This window comes from Dickeya sp. CFBP 2040 (assembly GCF_012273755.1).
GTDB classification, from domain to species: domain Bacteria; phylum Pseudomonadota; class Gammaproteobacteria; order Enterobacterales; family Enterobacteriaceae; genus Dickeya; species Dickeya poaceiphila.
The window spans coordinates 22,572-39,431 of the sequence record NZ_JAAVXH010000043.1; the positions used below are offsets into that span (position 1 = coordinate 22,572).

16 protein-coding genes are annotated in these 16,860 nt (G+C 52.6%); 5 read left to right on the forward strand and 11 right to left on the reverse strand.

What is annotated here, in order from left to right:
* Positions 1–71: 71 nt before the first annotated feature.
* A complete protein-coding gene (locus Dpoa2040_RS06385; RefSeq protein WP_042870385.1) occupies positions 72–941 on the forward strand; it encodes a MurR/RpiR family transcriptional regulator in 870 nt (289 codons plus the stop codon).
* Positions 942–1,108: 167 nt separating this feature from the next.
* Positions 1,109–2,551 carry a pyruvate kinase gene (gene pyk, locus Dpoa2040_RS06390; RefSeq protein ID WP_168640692.1) on the forward strand — a complete coding sequence of 481 codons (1,443 nt, stop codon included), beginning with the start codon at positions 1,109–1,111 and terminating at the stop codon, positions 2,549–2,551.
* A 149-nt stretch (positions 2,552–2,700) separates the two neighbouring features.
* On the opposite strand, the gene Dpoa2040_RS06395 is transcribed toward pyk, so the two are convergent.
* The 4 genes from Dpoa2040_RS06395 to znuA all read right to left on the reverse strand — a co-directional run bounded on the left by Dpoa2040_RS06395 (position 2,701) and on the right by znuA (position 7,147).
* Positions 2,701–3,132, reverse strand: coding sequence for a hypothetical protein (locus Dpoa2040_RS06395; RefSeq protein WP_042873897.1), 432 nt, complete (start codon positions 3,130–3,132; stop codon positions 2,701–2,703).
* Between the two features lie 422 nt (positions 3,133–3,554).
* Positions 3,555–4,541 carry a lauroyl-Kdo(2)-lipid IV(A) myristoyltransferase gene (lpxM, locus tag Dpoa2040_RS06400; RefSeq protein ID WP_168640693.1) on the reverse strand — a complete coding sequence of 329 codons (987 nt, stop codon included), beginning with the start codon at positions 4,539–4,541 and terminating at the stop codon, positions 3,555–3,557.
* Between the two features lie 149 nt (positions 4,542–4,690).
* Positions 4,691–6,109 (reverse strand): murein DD-endopeptidase MepM, encoded by a 1,419-nt coding sequence (gene mepM / locus Dpoa2040_RS06405; RefSeq protein WP_168640694.1) that lies wholly within the window; start codon positions 6,107–6,109, stop codon positions 4,691–4,693.
* Positions 6,110–6,121: 12 nt separating this feature from the next.
* Positions 6,122–7,147, reverse strand: a complete 1,026-nt coding sequence (gene znuA, locus Dpoa2040_RS06410; RefSeq protein ID WP_168640696.1) for a zinc ABC transporter substrate-binding protein ZnuA — start codon at positions 7,145–7,147, stop codon at positions 6,122–6,124.
* 75 nt (positions 7,148–7,222) lie between these two features.
* Between znuA and znuC the strand changes: the two genes are divergently transcribed.
* Together znuC and znuB are read left to right on the forward strand one after the other, a co-directional pair.
* Entirely contained in the window at positions 7,223–7,981 is a 759-nt protein-coding gene (gene znuC, locus Dpoa2040_RS06415) for a zinc ABC transporter ATP-binding protein ZnuC (protein ID WP_168640697.1), read from the forward strand.
* Positions 7,978–8,763 carry a zinc ABC transporter permease subunit ZnuB gene (gene znuB / locus Dpoa2040_RS06420; RefSeq protein WP_168640698.1) on the forward strand — a complete coding sequence of 262 codons (786 nt, stop codon included), beginning with the start codon at positions 7,978–7,980 and terminating at the stop codon, positions 8,761–8,763. Before znuC ends, znuB begins: the two co-directional genes overlap by 4 nt.
* Positions 8,764–8,822: 59 nt before the next feature.
* On the opposite strand, the gene ruvB is transcribed toward znuB, so the two are convergent.
* From ruvB to aspS, 7 genes are all read right to left on the reverse strand, one after another.
* Positions 8,823–9,833, reverse strand: a complete 1,011-nt coding sequence (gene ruvB / locus Dpoa2040_RS06425; protein ID WP_042873896.1) for a Holliday junction branch migration DNA helicase RuvB — start codon at positions 9,831–9,833, stop codon at positions 8,823–8,825.
* A 7-nt stretch (positions 9,834–9,840) separates the two neighbouring features.
* Complete coding sequence (gene ruvA / locus Dpoa2040_RS06430) at positions 9,841–10,458, reverse strand: Holliday junction branch migration protein RuvA (RefSeq protein WP_168640700.1); 618 nt, start codon at positions 10,456–10,458, stop codon at positions 9,841–9,843.
* A gap of 174 nt (positions 10,459–10,632) precedes the next feature.
* A complete protein-coding gene (locus Dpoa2040_RS06435) occupies positions 10,633–11,664 on the reverse strand; it encodes a HoxN/HupN/NixA family nickel/cobalt transporter (RefSeq protein ID WP_168640702.1) in 1,032 nt (343 codons plus the stop codon).
* Positions 11,665–11,960: 296 nt separating this feature from the next.
* A complete protein-coding gene (gene ruvC / locus Dpoa2040_RS06440; protein ID WP_168640703.1) occupies positions 11,961–12,482 on the reverse strand; it encodes a crossover junction endodeoxyribonuclease RuvC in 522 nt (173 codons plus the stop codon).
* Positions 12,483–12,522: 40 nt separating this feature from the next.
* Positions 12,523–13,266 (reverse strand): YebC/PmpR family DNA-binding transcriptional regulator, encoded by a 744-nt coding sequence (locus Dpoa2040_RS06445; RefSeq protein ID WP_042870361.1) that lies wholly within the window; start codon positions 13,264–13,266, stop codon positions 12,523–12,525.
* 71 nt (positions 13,267–13,337) lie between these two features.
* Positions 13,338–13,787, reverse strand: a complete 450-nt coding sequence (gene nudB, locus Dpoa2040_RS06450) for a dihydroneopterin triphosphate diphosphatase (RefSeq protein WP_042870359.1) — start codon at positions 13,785–13,787, stop codon at positions 13,338–13,340.
* Position 13,788: 1 nt separating this feature from the next.
* A complete protein-coding gene (gene aspS, locus Dpoa2040_RS06455) occupies positions 13,789–15,579 on the reverse strand; it encodes an aspartate--tRNA ligase (RefSeq protein WP_168640705.1) in 1,791 nt (596 codons plus the stop codon).
* A gap of 328 nt (positions 15,580–15,907) precedes the next feature.
* Between aspS and Dpoa2040_RS06460 the strand changes: the two genes are divergently transcribed.
* A complete protein-coding gene (locus Dpoa2040_RS06460) occupies positions 15,908–16,720 on the forward strand; it encodes a DUF72 domain-containing protein (protein ID WP_168640707.1) in 813 nt (270 codons plus the stop codon).
* The last annotated feature ends 140 nt before the right edge of the window (positions 16,721–16,860 follow it).

Consider the following 16,860-nt stretch of genomic DNA (forward strand, 5'->3'; position numbering starts at 1 on the left):
TATATTTCATAAAATCCGCATCGGTTTCACCTTTGGGTGAAATCCAAAATACCATAGATGGTCGTTGTCATATGAATATGCTGGAAAAAATCCAGGGTCATCTGGAGTTGTTAAGCAAATCGGAACGAAAGGTGGCGGAAGTTATTCTCGCCTCGCCTCAGACAGCCATCCACTCCAGTATCGCCACTCTCGCCGGCATGGCCGAGGTCAGTGAACCCACAGTCAATCGCTTCTGTCGCCGTCTGGATACCAAAGGCTTTCCCGATTTTAAACTGCATCTGGCGCAGAGCCTGGCCAACGGAACACCTTACGTGAACCGCAATGTGGAGGAAGACGACTCGGTTGAGTCTTACACCAGCAAGATTTTTGAATCAACCATGGCTGGGCTGGAACATGTGAAGTCCTGTCTGGATATACAGGCCATCAACCGCGCGGTGGATTTGCTCACTCAGGCGCGCAAGATTTCTTTCTTCGGGTTTGGCGCCTCGGCAGCGGTCGCCCACGATGCGATGAATAAGTTTTTTCGTTTCAATATTCCAGTGGTTTACTTTGACGACCTGGTCATGCAGCGCATGAGTTGTATGAACTCCAGCGAGGGCGACGTGGTAGTGCTGATTTCACATACTGGACGCACTAAAAGTCTGGTAGATATGGCGCGGCTGGCACGGGAAAACGACGCTACCGTCATCGCCATCACGTCGGACAGTTCCCCTCTTTCGCGGGAAGCTTCACTCACGTTGCAGGTTGAGGTGCCGGAAGATACTGATGTTTATATGCCGATGGTGTCACGCATCGCCCAGTTGACGCTGATAGATGTATTGGCTACGGGTTTTACTCTGCGACGCGGCGCAAAATTCCGCGATAACTTGAAGCGTGTCAAGGAAGCATTACGAGAATCACGATTTGATAAGGAAGAACGATTCAGCAATCCGTTTAATTAGTATGCTATAACATCGGGTGGCAAGGCGGGGAAGCCTCTCAGGAAGACATCCTGCCACCGAATCATAATTATAGGCGCGGCATCCGGACAGCGCAGAGCGGCGGCAGTGTCCCCTCTCCTGACGGCATTACCACATTACAGCAGCTTCACCAGTCAACGGAGTTATACATGTCCAGACGGCTCAGAAGAACCAAAATCGTTACCACGTTAGGACCGGCTACAGACCGCGACAATAATCTGGAAAAGATCATTGCTGCCGGCGCAAACGTAGTTCGCCTGAACTTTTCTCACGGTACGCTGGAAGACCATCTTCTGCGCGCCAACAAAGTTCGCGAAATTGCGGCTAAACTTGGCCGCCATGTTGCGATTCTGGGCGACCTTCAGGGACCTAAAATTCGTGTATCGACCTTTAAAGAAGGAAAAATCTTCCTCAACGTGGGCGATAAATTCCTGCTGGATGCCAACCTTGGCAAAGGCGAAGGCGATAAAGAAAAAGTGGGTATCGACTACAAAGGATTACCCGGTGACGTAGTTCCCGGCGATATTCTGCTGCTGGACGATGGGCGTGTGCAGTTAAAAGTTCTGACGGTAGATGACATGAAAGTGTACACCGAAGTCACCGTTGGCGGTCCGCTGTCTAACAATAAGGGCATCAACAAACTGGGTGGAGGCTTGTCCGCAGAAGCATTAACTGAAAAAGACAAAGCCGATATCATCACCGCCGCCAAAATCGACGTAGACTTCCTGGCGGTATCATTCCCACGTACTGGTGAAGATCTGCATTATGCTCGCCGTCTGGCACGCGAGGCCGGCAGTAACGCCAAAATCGTCTCCAAGGTAGAACGCGCAGAAGCCGTATCAACCGATGAGGCCATGGACGACATTATTCTTGCCTCTGACGTAGTAATGGTTGCTCGTGGCGATCTGGGCGTAGAAATTGGTGACCCGGAACTGGTTGGCATCCAGAAAAAACTGATTCGACGCGCTCGTCAGCTGAACCGTGCCGTCATTACGGCGACCCAAATGATGGAGTCGATGATCACCAATCCAATGCCGACCCGCGCTGAAGTGATGGACGTTGCCAACGCTGTACTGGACGGGACCGACGCGGTGATGCTCTCTGCAGAAACGGCTGCCGGCCAATACCCGGCGGAAACGGTCGCCGCCATGGCTAAGGTCTGTCTGGGTGCAGAAAAAATCCCCAGCATCAACGTATCCAAACACCGCCTTGATGTGCAGTTCGACAATGTGGAAGAGTCTATCGCCATGTCCGCGATGTACGCGGCCAACCACCTTAACGGCGTCACTGCGATTATCGCCATGACCGAATCTGGTCGTACCGCGCTGATGATGTCCCGCATCAGTTCGGGTCTGCCGATTTTCGCTATGTCTTGTCACGAGCACACACTGAATTTAACCGCCCTTTATCGTGGCGTCACCCCGGTAAAGTTCACCAGCTATACCGATGGTGTGGCGGCGGCTAACGACGCCGTACTGCTGCTGCGCGACAAAGGCTTCCTGATGTCGGGTGATCTGGTTATCGTCACCCAGGGTGATGTGATGGGTACGGTCGGCACCACCAATACGGTGCGAGTACTACGGGTGGAATAACCGCTTAGCAAAACTGAAGCCTTTTATTTATGACAAAAGCGGGGCGCTGTTATCGCCCCGCTTTATTTTTTAATATCGTCTGTCTTCGGGATGTTACCTGCTGGTTTACCTTACAGCATAACGAACTGACGCATGAGGTGGCAGCATGACTATGTTGTTGAAACGTGCTGGTGTTCAGTATGTTGCTCCAGCCCACCAAAGAGATTGGCACGGCTGATACTAAAGCGCCCGTCACTGTAGTAAACGTCATAGCCGCCGAATAGATTGGCACAGCTGGTACTATCTGAACCATCACTGTAGTGGGTATCCAACCCGCCTGAGCGATTCATACGGCTGATGCTACTGGTGCCGTCACTAAAATAAGTATCATATCCACCAGACAGGTTAACCAGGCTGATACTGGTTCGCCCATCACTGTAGCAGGTATCAAACCCGCCAGACTGATTGGCTCGGCTGGTAGATGTCGAACCGTCAGTATAACGGCAGTCCTGACCGCCGGAGAGATTGACACGGCAGCTCTCAGCCGAAGAAACAGGAGTCTGTGCGGTGAGTAAAGCGAGACATAAAAGCGGTTTATTCATAATAAAATAACCCAATCTTTCTCCAAAGAAATACGTCATATCTCCCCACTCAGGAATAACGCATTGGCTATTTCTCAATAACACCGAATATGATTATCTCCTGACCGGGGAATTTATTGCCATTCATAGGAACATTACGGTTTCTTTTATTGTCGCGCGATATTTACCGTGCCGTCCGTTAACTAACGGACAATTTTACCTGGCGTCATTATTATTGCTTTTCATCTCATCCATTTTCTCTGCACTGCTGGTTTTAGTTTTCTTTATGACATTGGTGCTATCGACATGTTACTTTTTCCTAAACCCATTACTGTGGTTTAAACAAGCCCTGACGACCAGAATCAGAGAATCAGGAACATATGCAACAAGGGAGAAACCGCTGGTCTCTCCCTTGTTGCATAGCATACCTGCTCGTATGTTCTTTATTTTTTGCGTGGATACAGATCATGACGCAGATAAGGTTCCGTTTCTCCTGGTTTACGGGTTTTCAGCAACTTCAAAATCCAGGTGTACTGCTCCGGATTCGGTGCCACTAAATGCTCAACCTCTTCATTCATACGACGGGCAATCGTATGATCATCAGCGCCATTAATATCGCTCATCGGCGGGCGAATATAGATATCCAGCTGTGAGGTTTTACCGTCATACACGGGAAATAAAGGTACGATTTCGGCACGGCAGACTTTCATCAACCGGCCAATAGCTGGCAATGTCGCTTTATAAGTCGCAAAAAAATCGACAAATTCGCTGTGTTCAGCGCCATGATCCTGATCCGGCAGATAATAGCCCCAATATCCTTCACGCACAGAGCTAATAAACGGTTTAATGCCGTCGTTGCGAGTATGAAGGCGGCCACCAAAATGACGCCGCAGCGTGTTCCACAAATAATCCTGCAATGGATTTTTCTGATTATGCATCATGGCAGCCATTTTCTGACCTTTCCAGCTCATCAGCATAGCGGGAATATCAACTCCCCAGCCATGCGGTACCATGAAAATAATATTACGCTGCTGTTCCTGCAACGCCTCGACAATTTCCATGCCATGCCAGCGAACACGGCGATCAGACCGGCTGGCAGGCAAAATCGCCAATTCCACCATCATCAGCATCGCTTGCGGTGCTGTCGCAAACATCTGATCGATAATGTGCTCGCGTTCAGCTTCCGACAGTTGCGGCATACATAGCAGCAAATTAATGCGGGCGCGCCGCCTTGCGCCTGTGGAAAATCGGCCCACCAACCGGCCTAATACTCCTAACACCGGATCACGTAGCCTGGCTGGAATACAGGCCAGCAACGCCGTTACTCCCACAATGAGCCAGATCCCCCAATAACGTGGGTGTAAGAAAGCCAGCGTAAACTGAGGGATGAATTCTGCGTTGGTTCTCTTCTCTTTTTTCTCTTGTTCCATGCAAGCACTCTTCATTACAAAATCGGATTTAATGATAATAGCTACCCGACGTTTTGCAATTGAACACACACTGGCCCGACATGAGCCCGTGCGATAAAAAAACAGCCGGTAGCGTTGCTACCGGCTGTCGCTTATCTGTGTCCTACAAATTAGTCCAGCTGCAACTGAGGCAGCACTTCACGCACATGCGCCAGATAATCGCGGCGCTCTTTGCCCATTAGACCTTCAGAACGCGGTAGCTTCGCGGTTAGTGGGTTGACTGCCTGCTGATTGACCCACAGTTCATAATGTAAATGTGGTCCGGTCGAACGCCCGGTATTACCAGACAAGCCGATACGATCGCCGCGCTTAACCTTCTGACCAGGTTTAACCAGTAACCGAGTCATATGCATATAGCGGGTGGTGTACTGACGCCCATGTCGCACCGCCACAAAATTGCCAGCTTCACTATCTCGTTCCGCAACCACTACTTCACCATCGCCAACAGCCAGAACCGGCGTTCCTACCGGCATTGAAAAATCAACGCCTCGGTGCGGTGCGATACGCCCAGTGACCGGATTCAGACGACGCGGATTGAAGTTGGAAGATACCTTGAACTGCTTCATGGTCGGAAAGCGCAGAAAGCCTCGCATCAGGCCAGAGCCTTCACGATCATAGAATTTGCCGTCTTCAGCGCGGAACGCATAGTAATTCTTGCCACCAGTACGCAACCTGACACCCTGAAGTTCACTTTGCTCGCTACGTCCATCCAGCATTTCGCGGGAAATCAGCACCACAAAACTGTCGTCTTTACGCAGCTTATGGAAATCCAATTGCCATTGAAGCGCACGGATCACTTCCCGCACTTCGCTGCTGGTTAACCCAGCAGCCTGCGCGCTGCTGGCGAAACTGCCATTCAAATGGCCGACCAACACTTTGTTCTGCCAGTCCCCTTCTACGTTTTCAATTTCTTCACGAAACGTATCACCGCTACGGGTGTAGGTACGAGTCTCGCGCCGGGAGACTTGCCAGGTCAGGGTTTGCAGTGTGCCATCGCTATCCAGCGTCCAGGTCAGTTGCTGACCGATCTTCAGATTCCGCAATGCCGCATTGCGATCCGCCAGAGCCGCAATATCCGACATATCAATACCGTATTGAGTCAGAATACTACTCAGCGTATCGCCAGTAGAGACGACATATTCATGCGTATCGTCAGACTCTTTATCGTCCAGTTCATCTTTGGCAATACCACTCGTGGTTGACGGTTGATCCAAAGGCTCGCTGTTCGCTTCGCTAATATCTGCCGACGGCGTCGAACCAGCCGCTTGCGTAGCGGCTAAAGGCGGCAATAGATTACTGTCCAGAGGTTCGCTGGCTGGAGGATTCAGAGCCTGGCTCTGAACCTGAGGTTGAGATCTTTCGCTTTCCGCATCTTTTACGATAACAGGTGCATCATTGACTGGTGGATATGTCATTGGCCGCCAGACGGCGGCGGCTAGAGTAACGACAGTCAGTGACCCCAGCATCACACGGTGAGGCCGGGGCAGGCTGTTATACGCCAGAGCGATAGTTCGGGCTATCTGCTGCACGTGTTCCTATCCTCATGATTTTTCCTTCAGGCAGCGTAAATACTGTTCCGACAGTTGCATCAGGAAACGCGCATAACTGTCTTGATCCAATGCGATGTCACTCCCCAACGGGTCCAGCACGCCAATGCGCACGTCAGTTCCCTTGGCGACAGCATGAATGACCGCTGGCCTGAATTGTGGTTCAGCAAAAACGCAAACCGCTTTATGCTCAACCAACTGTGTTCGTATTTGATTTAAACGCTGTGCGCCGGGCGCGATAGCGGGGTTGATGGTAAAGTGCCCCAGCGGGGTCAACCCGTAGTGCTGTTCGAAGTAGCCATAGGCATCGTGGAACACGAAATACCCTTTGCCTCGCACAGGCGTCAGCATATTAACAACATTTTTATCTGTCTGCGCAAGTTTCTCAGTGAATTTACGCAGGTTTGCATCCAGTTTGTCTTTATTCTGCGGCATAAGTTCCACTAAACTTGCATGAATCGCAACGGCAGACACCTGCGCCATTTCCGGCGACAGCCAGATATGCATATTGAACTCACCATGATGATGCCCGTCATCATCGTTATCCTGATGATTTTCAGGCTCATTGCGGTGATCATGCTCGCTATCGGTCTGGCTATCATGATCAGCGTCATGATACGCACCATTTTCTGCCACTGCCTGTGTAGGATGTGATTCCCGTAACAATAGCGTTTTGACGGCTGGTTGCTGGCTTAATGCAATTTGCCGCGCCGCTGACAGCGGCTGCAGGGCCTTGGGCAGAAACGCTTCCATTTCCGGCCCGACCCAAATAACCAGTTCCGCTGAGTTAAGCCGCTGTACATCAGACGGACGCAGGGCATAATCATGTGGCGACGCACCGTCCGGCAGCAACACCTCGGTGGGCGTCACGCCATCCGTGATCGCCGCAGCGATAAATGCCAACGGGCGAATGGATGTGACTACCGCGGCAAAGGCAACCGGCGTGGCAAACAATGTGGCCAGCAATGTACCGCCAGCAAGTACAGTATTTAGCCATTTATAATGAGTCACTCGCAACATCCCCAATCATCCGTCGATTTATCAATAAAAACGCGTTATATTATAACGTCACACACCCTCTGCAAACAGAATTCTATGTCAACGCTGGTTTCACTGGAAAATATTGGCGTGCAGTTTGGCAACAAAGCTGTACTCAGTGATATTTCGCTTACATTACGGACTGGACGCATTCTGACGCTGCTTGGGCCAAATGGCGCTGGGAAATCCACGCTGGTCCGGGTTGTGTTAGGGTTACAGCCCCCTACCTGCGGTACGCTGACGCGATCAACGGATCTCCGCATCGGCTACGTACCGCAGAAACTGCATCTGGACCCAACCCTGCCATTGACCGTCAAACGCTTTATGCAGTTGCGCCCTGGGGTGAATAAGCAGGACATCATGCCAGCGTTAAAGCGTGTGCAGGCAGGCCATTTGCTTGAGCAACCGATGCAAAAACTCTCCGGTGGTGAAACCCAGCGTGTTCTGCTGGCACGCGCTATTCTTGCCCGCCCACAATTGCTGGTACTGGACGAGCCGACTCAGGGGGTAGACGTCAACGGTCAACTGGCGCTGTATGAATTGATTAATCAGTTGCGACAGGAATATCAATGCGGCGTGCTGATGGTATCCCACGATCTCCATCTGGTGATGGCGAAAACCGATGAGGTATTGTGCCTCAATCAACATATCTGTTGCTCTGGTACGCCAGAAGTGGTGTCGCTACACCCGGAATTTTTAGCCATGTTCGGCCATCGCGGTGCCGGGCAGTTGGCAATTTACCGCCACCATCACAATCACCGTCACGATCTGAACGGAAAAATCATTTTAAAACGACAGGATGGTAATCACGCATGATTGAGTTGTTGTTGCCCGGCTGGCTGGCAGGGGTGTGTCTGGCAGTAGCGGCAGGGCCGCTCGGTTCCTTCGTGGTTTGGCGCCGTATGTCTTATTTTGGCGATACCCTTGCCCACGCTTCATTACTGGGTGTAGCACTGGGTTTGCTGTTGGACATCAACCTGTTTTATGCGGTGATCACCATTACCCTGCTGCTGGCCGTAGGATTGGTTTGGCTGGAGCGTCGTCCTGGGCTGGCTATCGATACGTTACTAGGCATCATGGCGCACAGCTCGCTGTCGCTGGGCCTGGTGGTAGTTAGCCTGATGAACAATGTCCGCGTCGATTTGATGGCTTACCTGTTTGGCGACCTGCTCGCCGTCACCAGTGAAGATTTGTGGCTGATCGGCCCCGGCGCACTAGTGGTACTTGGGGTACTGTGGTGGCAATGGCGCGCCCTGCTTTCCATGACCGTTAGCCCGGAACTGGCCGCAGTCGACGGTGTTCCGATTGCCCGCACCAAACTGGTATTGATGCTGATCACCGCCTTGACTATCGGCCTGGCAATGAAATTTGTCGGTGCACTGATCATCACTTCATTACTGATTATTCCTGCCGCCACCGCACGCCGATTTGCCCGCACACCAGAACAGATGGCCGTCTGTGCGATAGGAGTTGGTATTCTGGCCGTCACTGGCGGTCTGGCATTTTCAGCACAAGCCAACACACCTGCCGGTCCTTCGGTTGTACTGTCCGCGTCGCTATTGTTCATGCTCAGTCTGCTGAAAAGGCAAACTGCCTGATACCACGATAGGTTGGCAACAGAGAAAAGCCAGGCAGTCTACCGCTATTCTCTGTTTTCCTACTCTTCGCGTTCGCGGGTCAGGCCGAAATGGCGATAGGCGTGCTGCGTCGCAATGCGACCACGTGGTGTGCGTTGCAGGAAACCCTGCTGAATCAGATAGGGTTCCAGCACATCTTCAATGGTTTCACGTTCTTCACCAATCGCCGCCGCCAGATTATCCAACCCAACCGGGCCACCCATAAATTTATCGATAACCGCCAGCAGCAGCTTGCGGTCCATATAATCGAACCCTTCGGAATCAACCGCCAGCATATCCAACGCCTGAACAGCCACGTCTGCAGAGATCGCACCATCTGATTTCACTTCAGAGAAATCCCGCACCCGGCGCAACAACCGGTTGGCGATACGCGGCGTACCGCGCGACCGACGTGCTACTTCCAGTGCACCGTCAGCCGTCATATCCAGTCCCAGGCATTGGGCACTGCGTTGCACGATATATTGCAGATCAGCAACCTGATAGAATTCGAGCCGCTGCACGATGCCAAAACGGTCACGTAGCGGTGAAGTCAACGAACCGGCGCGGGTTGTGGCACCAACCAGCGTGAAAGGCGGCAAATCCAGCTTGATGGAGCGCGCTGCCGGCCCTTCGCCGATCATGATATCCAACTGATAATCTTCCATCGCCGGATAGAGCACTTCCTCCACTACTGGCGACAATCGATGAATTTCGTCGATGAACAGCACATCGTGCGGTTCAAGGTTGGTAAGCAGCGCCGCCAAATCTCCTGCTTTTTCCAGCACCGGCCCGGAGGTTGTACGCAGATTCACCCCCATTTCGTTAGCGACGATATTGGCCAGCGTAGTCTTACCCAACCCCGGAGGGCCGAAAATCAATAGATGATCAAGCGCATCGCCACGCTTGCGGGCCGCCTCGATAAAAATCTCCATCTGTTCGCGTACCACCGGCTGCCCAACATACTCCGACAACAGCTTAGGCCGAATGGCACGATCCAGTATTTCTTCATCGGACACTGCGCCGGGAGAAATCAGACGATCAGCTTCAATCATACATACCTCACAGCGCAGCGCGCAGCGCATCCCTGATCAGGGTTTCGCAGTCAGCGCCCGGTCGAGACACTTTATTCACCATCCGGCTGGCCTCCTGCGGTTTATAGCCAAGAGCAACCAGCGCCGCTTCAGCCTCAGCCTGTGGTTCCGCTTCCGGCTCCACATTGCCAGCCGTGGCGGGTAAGGTAATATCACTGGCAGCGTTGAACAAATCGCCATTCAGGCCTTTAAAGCGGTCTTTCATTTCAACGACCAGCCGTTCTGCGGTTTTCTTGCCCACCCCCGGCAATTTTACCAGCGCGTTAATTTCCTGACGCTCCACCGCGCTGACGAACTGCTGGGCCGACATGCCGGACAAAATCGCCAGTGCCAGTTTCGGCCCCACGCCATTCACTTTGATCAGTTCACGAAACAGAGAACGCTCTTGTTTATTATTAAAGCCAAACAGTAGCTGTGCGTCTTCACGCACCACAAAATGAGTAAAAATCACCGCTTCCTGGCCAAGGTCCGGCAACTCGTAAAAGCAGGTCATCGGCATATGCACTTCATATCCGACGCCGCTGGCTTCAATCAGTACCAGTGGCGGTTGTTTTTCCAATACGATGCCTCTGAGACGACCTATCACGTGGTGTTTTCCTTAATCTGGCTGACGTAAACGTGGCGTATAGCTTATAACACAAAAAAAGAGGCGGATACAGAAAAGCTGGATGCATATCCAGATATAGAGCAGAACGGAGGATGATCTCCGGCAGCGGTATGAACACCATAAAATGCCGGAGAATCTTGTGGAGTGACGCGATTACGCGACCGGGCTATTCATCGCATCGTAATTTCGCCAGCGATAATTACATAACGAGACCACCCAACAGGTGATAAACAGTGCCACAACATAGAACCCCGCATCGCCAAGTTGCTCATTGAATGCATCAACGACGCGCCATAATCCGGTATGCAGATCCAGTTTATCGGCCAGTAATCCGAGCGCTTCCATCCCACCGATAAACATTGCCACCACTACCGATGTCGCCGTAATCGTCAGGTTATAGTAGAGCTTGCGCTGCGGTTTGCTGAATGCCCAACCGTATGCGCCCACCATCAGCACATTATCCAGTGTGTCCACCAACGCCATGCCACAGGTAAACAACGCCGGGAAAATCATGATCGACCAGATAGACATCCCCTGTGAAGCACCCGCAGCCGAAATACCTAATACGCCGATCTCAGTGGCAGTATCAAACCCCAGCCCAAACAGCAGGCCGACCAGATACATATGCCAGCTTTTGTTCACCAGCCGAAATGTAGAGCGAAATAACCACCCCATTACACCGGTCGTCGGCACACTGTCAACCTGACTAGCCGCACTCCAGCCACCCTGCTTAAACTGCTGAAAACGTTTCCAGACACCGCGCAAAATCACCAGATTCACCAGAGCCATCAACAGTAAAAATCCCGCAGAAACGGATGTACCGATAACACCGCCAACCTCATGAAACCAGACCATGTCTTCCTGTAACGCGGCGGCTGTCGCCGCCAACCCCAGCGATGCCAGAATCACAATAGAAGAATGACCCAACGAAAACCAGGCGCCAACGCCTAACGGCATCTTTCCTTCCTGCATCATTTTTCGGGTGACGTTATCGATAGCGGCGATATGGTCTGCATCCACTGCATGACGCAAGCCGTAACACCACGCCAACAGGCTGGTGGCCATCAGGGCCGTATTATTGTGAAACATGCTCCACGCCAACAGCCACACCAGCATATTAACCACCACCAAACAACTCAGTATTGCCACTGCACGCGGATTATTCTTGAGAATCGAAGACAGCATACAAATATCTCTGTATCAATCCGGCGGGTCATCACCGTCGGGAAAATTGTGGGTATGAGATTTTATAAATTGTTCATACGCCATCGTGTTATCACAGATCAAAACAGGGAGTGTTTATGGCAACAGAAAAAATTTACGCTCAGAGGCATAACGGCAAACGCAATACATCGGGGACAGGAAGAAAGAGAAGATAAATCAGGCTGCTATCTGGCGAACATCGTGATTCGGTCAGACCGCAGCCAGGATTAAAATACGACGCTTATCACAGCACCACGAGATCTAAAACACGATGCTCGTCAGCGAATGCGCCCACGCGCCAGCGTCAGTTTGTCATGACTAATGCGTGAGAGATTCTGACTGAAATGACAATGTGTAATCGCAATCGCCAGTGCGTCGGCAGCATCAGCCTGTGGGCTGGCAGGCAGTTTGAGCAGTGTTTTCACCATGTGTTGCACCTGGCTTTTTTCTGCCGCACCGGTACCCACCACCGTTTGTTTTACCTGACGCGCCGCATATTCAAACACCGGCAGTGACTGGTTTACCGCTGCAACAATCGCCGCGCCGCGGGCCTGCCCCAGCTTCAGTGCAGAGTCAGCATTGCGAGCCATAAACACCTGCTCGATAGCGAAATAATCGGGCTGGAATTGGGTGATGATTTCACTGACGCCAGCATAAATCAGCTTAAGACGCGTTGGCAGATCGTCCACCGTAGTGCGAATGCATCCACTGCCCAGATAGCTGATCTGCCGCCCCTGCTGACGGACAATACCGTAGCCGGTAACGCGGGAACCGGGGTCGATGCCAAGAATAATGCTCACCGATGCCCCCCGGTTACCAGTTGAAAAGGAAGGTCTGCCATTACAGCAGTGCCGCTACCTCGTCGGAGATCTCACCATTGTGATAAACCTCCTGCACGTCATCGCAGTCTTCCAACATATCGATCAAACGCATCAGCTTCGGTGCAGTTTCAGCGTCCATGTCTGCTTTAGTGGACGGAATCATCGACACTTCGGCAGACTCAGACACCAGACCGGCGGCATCCAGCGCGTCTTTTACCTGACCGAAGATTTCCCACGGCGTGAACACGTCGATGGCACCATCATCATAGGACACCACGTCATCAGCGCCAGCTTCCAGCGCTGCATCCATCACCGTATCTTCATCCAGACCCGGTGCATAAGAAATCACACCTTTTTTGGCGAACAGATAGGACACGGAACCGTCAGTTCCCAGGTTACCGCCGCATTTGGTGAAAGCGTGACGGACTTCGGACACAGTACGGTTACGGTTGTCACTCAAACACTCCACCATTACAGCGGTACCGCCGGGGCCGTAGCCTTCATAAATGATGGTTTCCATGTTGGTGTCTTCATCGCCGCCCACACCACGCGCAATCGCCCGGTTCAGGGTATCGCGCGTCATGTTGTTGGACAGCGCCTTATCGATGGCAGCACGCAGGCGGGGGTTGGAGCCGGGATCGCCGCCGCCCAAACGGGCTGCGGTAACCAGTTCGCGGATGATTTTGGTAAAAATCTTGCCGCGTTTAGCGTCCTGTGCTGCTTTGCGATGCTTAGTGTTGGCCCACTTACTATGACCTGCCATAAAAATCTCCGAAAAAAGCCTGTTATCCCATTAAAATTCCGAGTCGCCGCGTTGCGGCAATATGAAACCTATCAGGGCCTGGCTGGACAAATAACAAATTCTTCAATCGCCTGCCGGTTGCTCCAGGATTTGGTCAACCGCGCCGCATCGGGCGCATCCAGCCATTGGTAAGCCAGATGTTCACTGATTTCCACCGGGCGTTCATCAGGCAACGCCAGACAGAACCAGTGCTCCAGATTATGCGTCACGCCTGGGGCATAGCGACGTCTCAAATGAGCAAAAAGCTCAAACTCCACACTGCGTTGACAGTCAACCAGCGTCAACGCCTCAGCGGCGATGTCGATGTTGACTTCTTCTTTCACTTCACGCAGTGCGGCACATCGCGCGCTTTCATCCGCTTCCAGACTGCCGGTAACCGACTGCCAGAAATCCGGATCATCGCGTCGCTGAAGCATCAGCACCCGTCCGGTATTCCGGGCGTAAATCACCACCAGTACCGAAACGGGTCGCTTATAGTTCATCTTACTGATTCTCTGCATCCTGCGCGGCTTTGCCCTTACCCACCACCGCAATGGATAACTCTTCCAGCGCAGCCGGGTTGGCGAAGCTCGGCGCTTCGGTCATCAGGCAGGCGGCAGCGGTGGTTTTCGGGAAGGCAATCACATCGCGGATATTATCGGTGCCAGTCAGCAACATCACCAGACGATCAAGGCCAAACGCCAGACCGGCGTGCGGCGGAGTGCCAAATTTCAATGCGTCCAGCAGGAAGCCGAACTTCTCGCGTTGTTGCTGCTCATCAATGCCGAGAATACGGAACACTGTCTGCTGCATCTCACTATTGTGGATACGCACCGAACCGCCGCCGACTTCGTAACCGTTCAGCACCATGTCGTAAGCGTTGGCGATAGCGGCTGTCGGGTTGGCTTCCAGCTCAGTCGGAGACAGATCGCGCGGTGCAGTGAACGGATGGTGCATCGCCGCCAGACCGCCTTCGCCGTCGTCTTCAAACATCGGGAAGTCAACGACCCACAGCGGCTGCCAGCTGTTTTCATTGGTGATTTTCAGATCACGGCCCAGCTTCAGGCGCAGCGCACCCAATGCGTCAGTGACCACTTTCGCGCTATCGGCACCAAAGAACAGAATATCGCCGTCATCAGCAGCAGTAAGCTCCAGCAAGGCGGCCAGAATACCGTCGTTCAGGAACTTGGCGACCGGGCTCTGGATACCGTCCAGTCCTTTAGCCTTCTCGTTAACTTTGATGTAAGCCAACCCTTTAGCGCCGTAGATTTCAATAAATTTGGCGTATTCATCTATTTGCTTACGGCTCAGCTGTGCGCCGCCCGGTACGCGAATAGCAGCAACGCGACCTTTCGGATCGTTGGCCGGGGCGGAAAACACCTTGAAGTCCACATCTTTAAGCAGGTCGGCTACGTCCACCAGTTCAAGCGGGTTACGCAAGTCTGGTTTGTCGGAACCGAAACGCCGCATGGCTTCAGCGAAGGTCATGATCGGGAAATCGCCCAGATCCACGCCTTTTACTTCCAGCCACAACTCACGCACCATTTTTTCCATGACTTCACGCACTTGCGGCGCAGTCATGAACGATGTCTCCACATCGATCTGGGTAAATTCCGGCTGACGGTCGGCACGCAGGTCTTCGTCACGGAAGCATTTGACTATCTGATAGTAGCGATCAAACCCGGACATCATCAGCAGCTGTTTAAACAACTGCGGCGACTGCGGCAACGCGTAAAATTTGCCTTTGTGCACGCGGCTCGGCACCAGATAATCACGAGCGCCTTCCGGTGTCGCTTTGGTCAGCATCGGCGTTTCGATATCGAGGAACCCGTGGCTGTCCATAAAGCGGCGTACAAAGCTGGTAATGCGGGCGCGGGTTTTCAGGCGCTGAGCCATCTCAGGGCGGCGCAGGTCAAGGTAGCGGTATTTCAGGCGCGCTTCTTCGGTATTGTTCTGATTAGAGTCAAGCGGCAGCGGTTCAGCACGGTTGATGATGGTCAGCGCCGTCGCCAGCACTTCGACTTCGCCAGTCGCCATGTCTTTGTTGATTTGATTGTCTGGGCGAGCGCGCACCACACCGGTCAGTTGAATGCAAAATTCGTTGCGCAGTTCGGAAGCCAGTTTGAAAGCATCCTGACGGTCCGGGTCGAAGAACACCTGAACCAGACCTTCGCGGTCACGCATATCAATAAAAATCAGCCCACCCAGATCGCGGCGGCGATTGACCCAGCCACACAACGTCACTTCCTGACCCACATGGGACGAATTCAACAGCCCGCAATATTCAGTACGCATTACGATGTCCTTTTACACCGCCGCCGGTACGCTGTGCCGCTCGCCAGTTGGCGACGATACAGAATCGGTAAACCGGTCGGCATGGTTTTTCTGGATTACAGTCCAATGAAAAAAGGGGAGCATTATAAAGGAATTTCCCCATAACGATAAGTACGATGGTAGCGGTCTGCGGGCCGCCCCGCATACTCTTTTTTGCTTTTTGCCATGCTTTTGCCTGTCGGTTACACAATTGCAGCGTGTTATGCTAAAAACCTGTTACATCAGCTATTATCAAGACCGGCTGTTGCAGGACATTTACTCGCAGAGAAACCTATCGGGACAAGGGCTTATGTATATTGGTTTACCGCAGTGGCAGCACCCAGGCTGGACTCGGCTGGGCCTGCGCGATCTGGCAGACTATGCCCGCTGCTTCAACTGTGTGGAGGGAAACACGACTTTTTATGCGCTTCCGTCGGCAGAATCGGTATTACGCTGGCGTGATATGACGCATGACGATTTCCGTTTCTGTTTCAAATTCCCTTCCGCCATCAGCCATCAGGCCGGTTTACGCCATTGCCAGCAACAGGTAGCAGAGTTTTTCCGCTGTCTTGAGCCGCTCCACCCTCGCCTGGGGCAACTGTGGCTACAGTTACCGTCTGCTTTTGGTCCAGAGCAGAGCGATACTCTGTGGCAATTTCTGGATACGTTGCCGACAGGATTCTGTTATGGCGTAGAGGTGCGTCATCCACTGTTTTTCGCCAAGGGCGATGATGAGCGCCACCTTAACCAAGGCTTGCATCAACGCGGACTGAACCGGGTCATCATGGATAGTCGGCCTGTGCATCACGCCGCGCCTACCAGTGAAGCGGTGCGAGATGCCCAGCGGAAAAAACCCAAAGTGCCGCTGCATGTCGTGCGTACCGCCGGCGAACCGTTGGTCCGCTTTATTGGTAATGAAGATTCCGACGATAACCTGCGCTGGTTTATGCCCTGGGTCGCCAAACTGGCAGAGTGGCAAGCACATTCGCCTTATCTATTTATTCACACGGCAGGTACTGCCAGTGCGCCGGAACTGGCACAGCGGCTGTGGCCGCATCTGAGCACAGTGATTTCCAACCTGCCGCCCAGCCCCGACTGGCCACAGCAGAGCTCACTGTTTTAATGCCCGCTCCTGATTAATCAGACAACATAATAACGCTCGTCGCTATTATCACAATTTCTTACTAACGGCATTGGATATCCAACAGTTTCACCTACAATATCTTGGTGTTATGCCGGTGACAGACAAGCTATGATAGTCGC

Excerpts from the sequence above, each read along its gene's own strand:
- znuC (WP_168640697.1), top strand. The coding sequence starts at position 7,223 with ATGTCAACGCTGGTTTCACTGGAAAATATTGGCGTGCAGTTTGGCAAC.
- Dpoa2040_RS06460 (WP_168640707.1), top strand. The coding sequence starts at position 15,908 with ATGTATATTGGTTTACCGCAGTGGCAGCACCCAGGCTGGACTCGGCTG.
- znuA (WP_168640696.1), bottom strand. The coding sequence starts at position 7,147 with ATGTTGCGAGTGACTCATTATAAATGGCTAAATACTGTACTTGCTGGC.
- aspS (WP_168640705.1), bottom strand. The coding sequence starts at position 15,579 with ATGCGTACTGAATATTGCGGGCTGTTGAATTCGTCCCATGTGGGTCAG.
- nudB (WP_042870359.1), bottom strand. The coding sequence starts at position 13,787 with ATGAACTATAAGCGACCCGTTTCGGTACTGGTGGTGATTTACGCCCGG.
- Dpoa2040_RS06395 (WP_042873897.1), bottom strand. The coding sequence starts at position 3,132 with ATGAATAAACCGCTTTTATGTCTCGCTTTACTCACCGCACAGACTCCT.
- Dpoa2040_RS06445 (WP_042870361.1), bottom strand. The coding sequence starts at position 13,266 with ATGGCAGGTCATAGTAAGTGGGCCAACACTAAGCATCGCAAAGCAGCA.
- Dpoa2040_RS06435 (WP_168640702.1), bottom strand. The coding sequence starts at position 11,664 with ATGCTGTCTTCGATTCTCAAGAATAATCCGCGTGCAGTGGCAATACTG.
- Dpoa2040_RS06385 (WP_042870385.1), top strand. The coding sequence starts at position 72 with ATGAATATGCTGGAAAAAATCCAGGGTCATCTGGAGTTGTTAAGCAAA.
- lpxM (WP_168640693.1), bottom strand. The coding sequence starts at position 4,541 with ATGGAACAAGAGAAAAAAGAGAAGAGAACCAACGCAGAATTCATCCCT.
- pyk (WP_168640692.1), top strand. The coding sequence starts at position 1,109 with ATGTCCAGACGGCTCAGAAGAACCAAAATCGTTACCACGTTAGGACCG.
- znuB (WP_168640698.1), top strand. The coding sequence starts at position 7,978 with ATGATTGAGTTGTTGTTGCCCGGCTGGCTGGCAGGGGTGTGTCTGGCA.
- ruvB (WP_042873896.1), bottom strand. The coding sequence starts at position 9,833 with ATGATTGAAGCTGATCGTCTGATTTCTCCCGGCGCAGTGTCCGATGAA.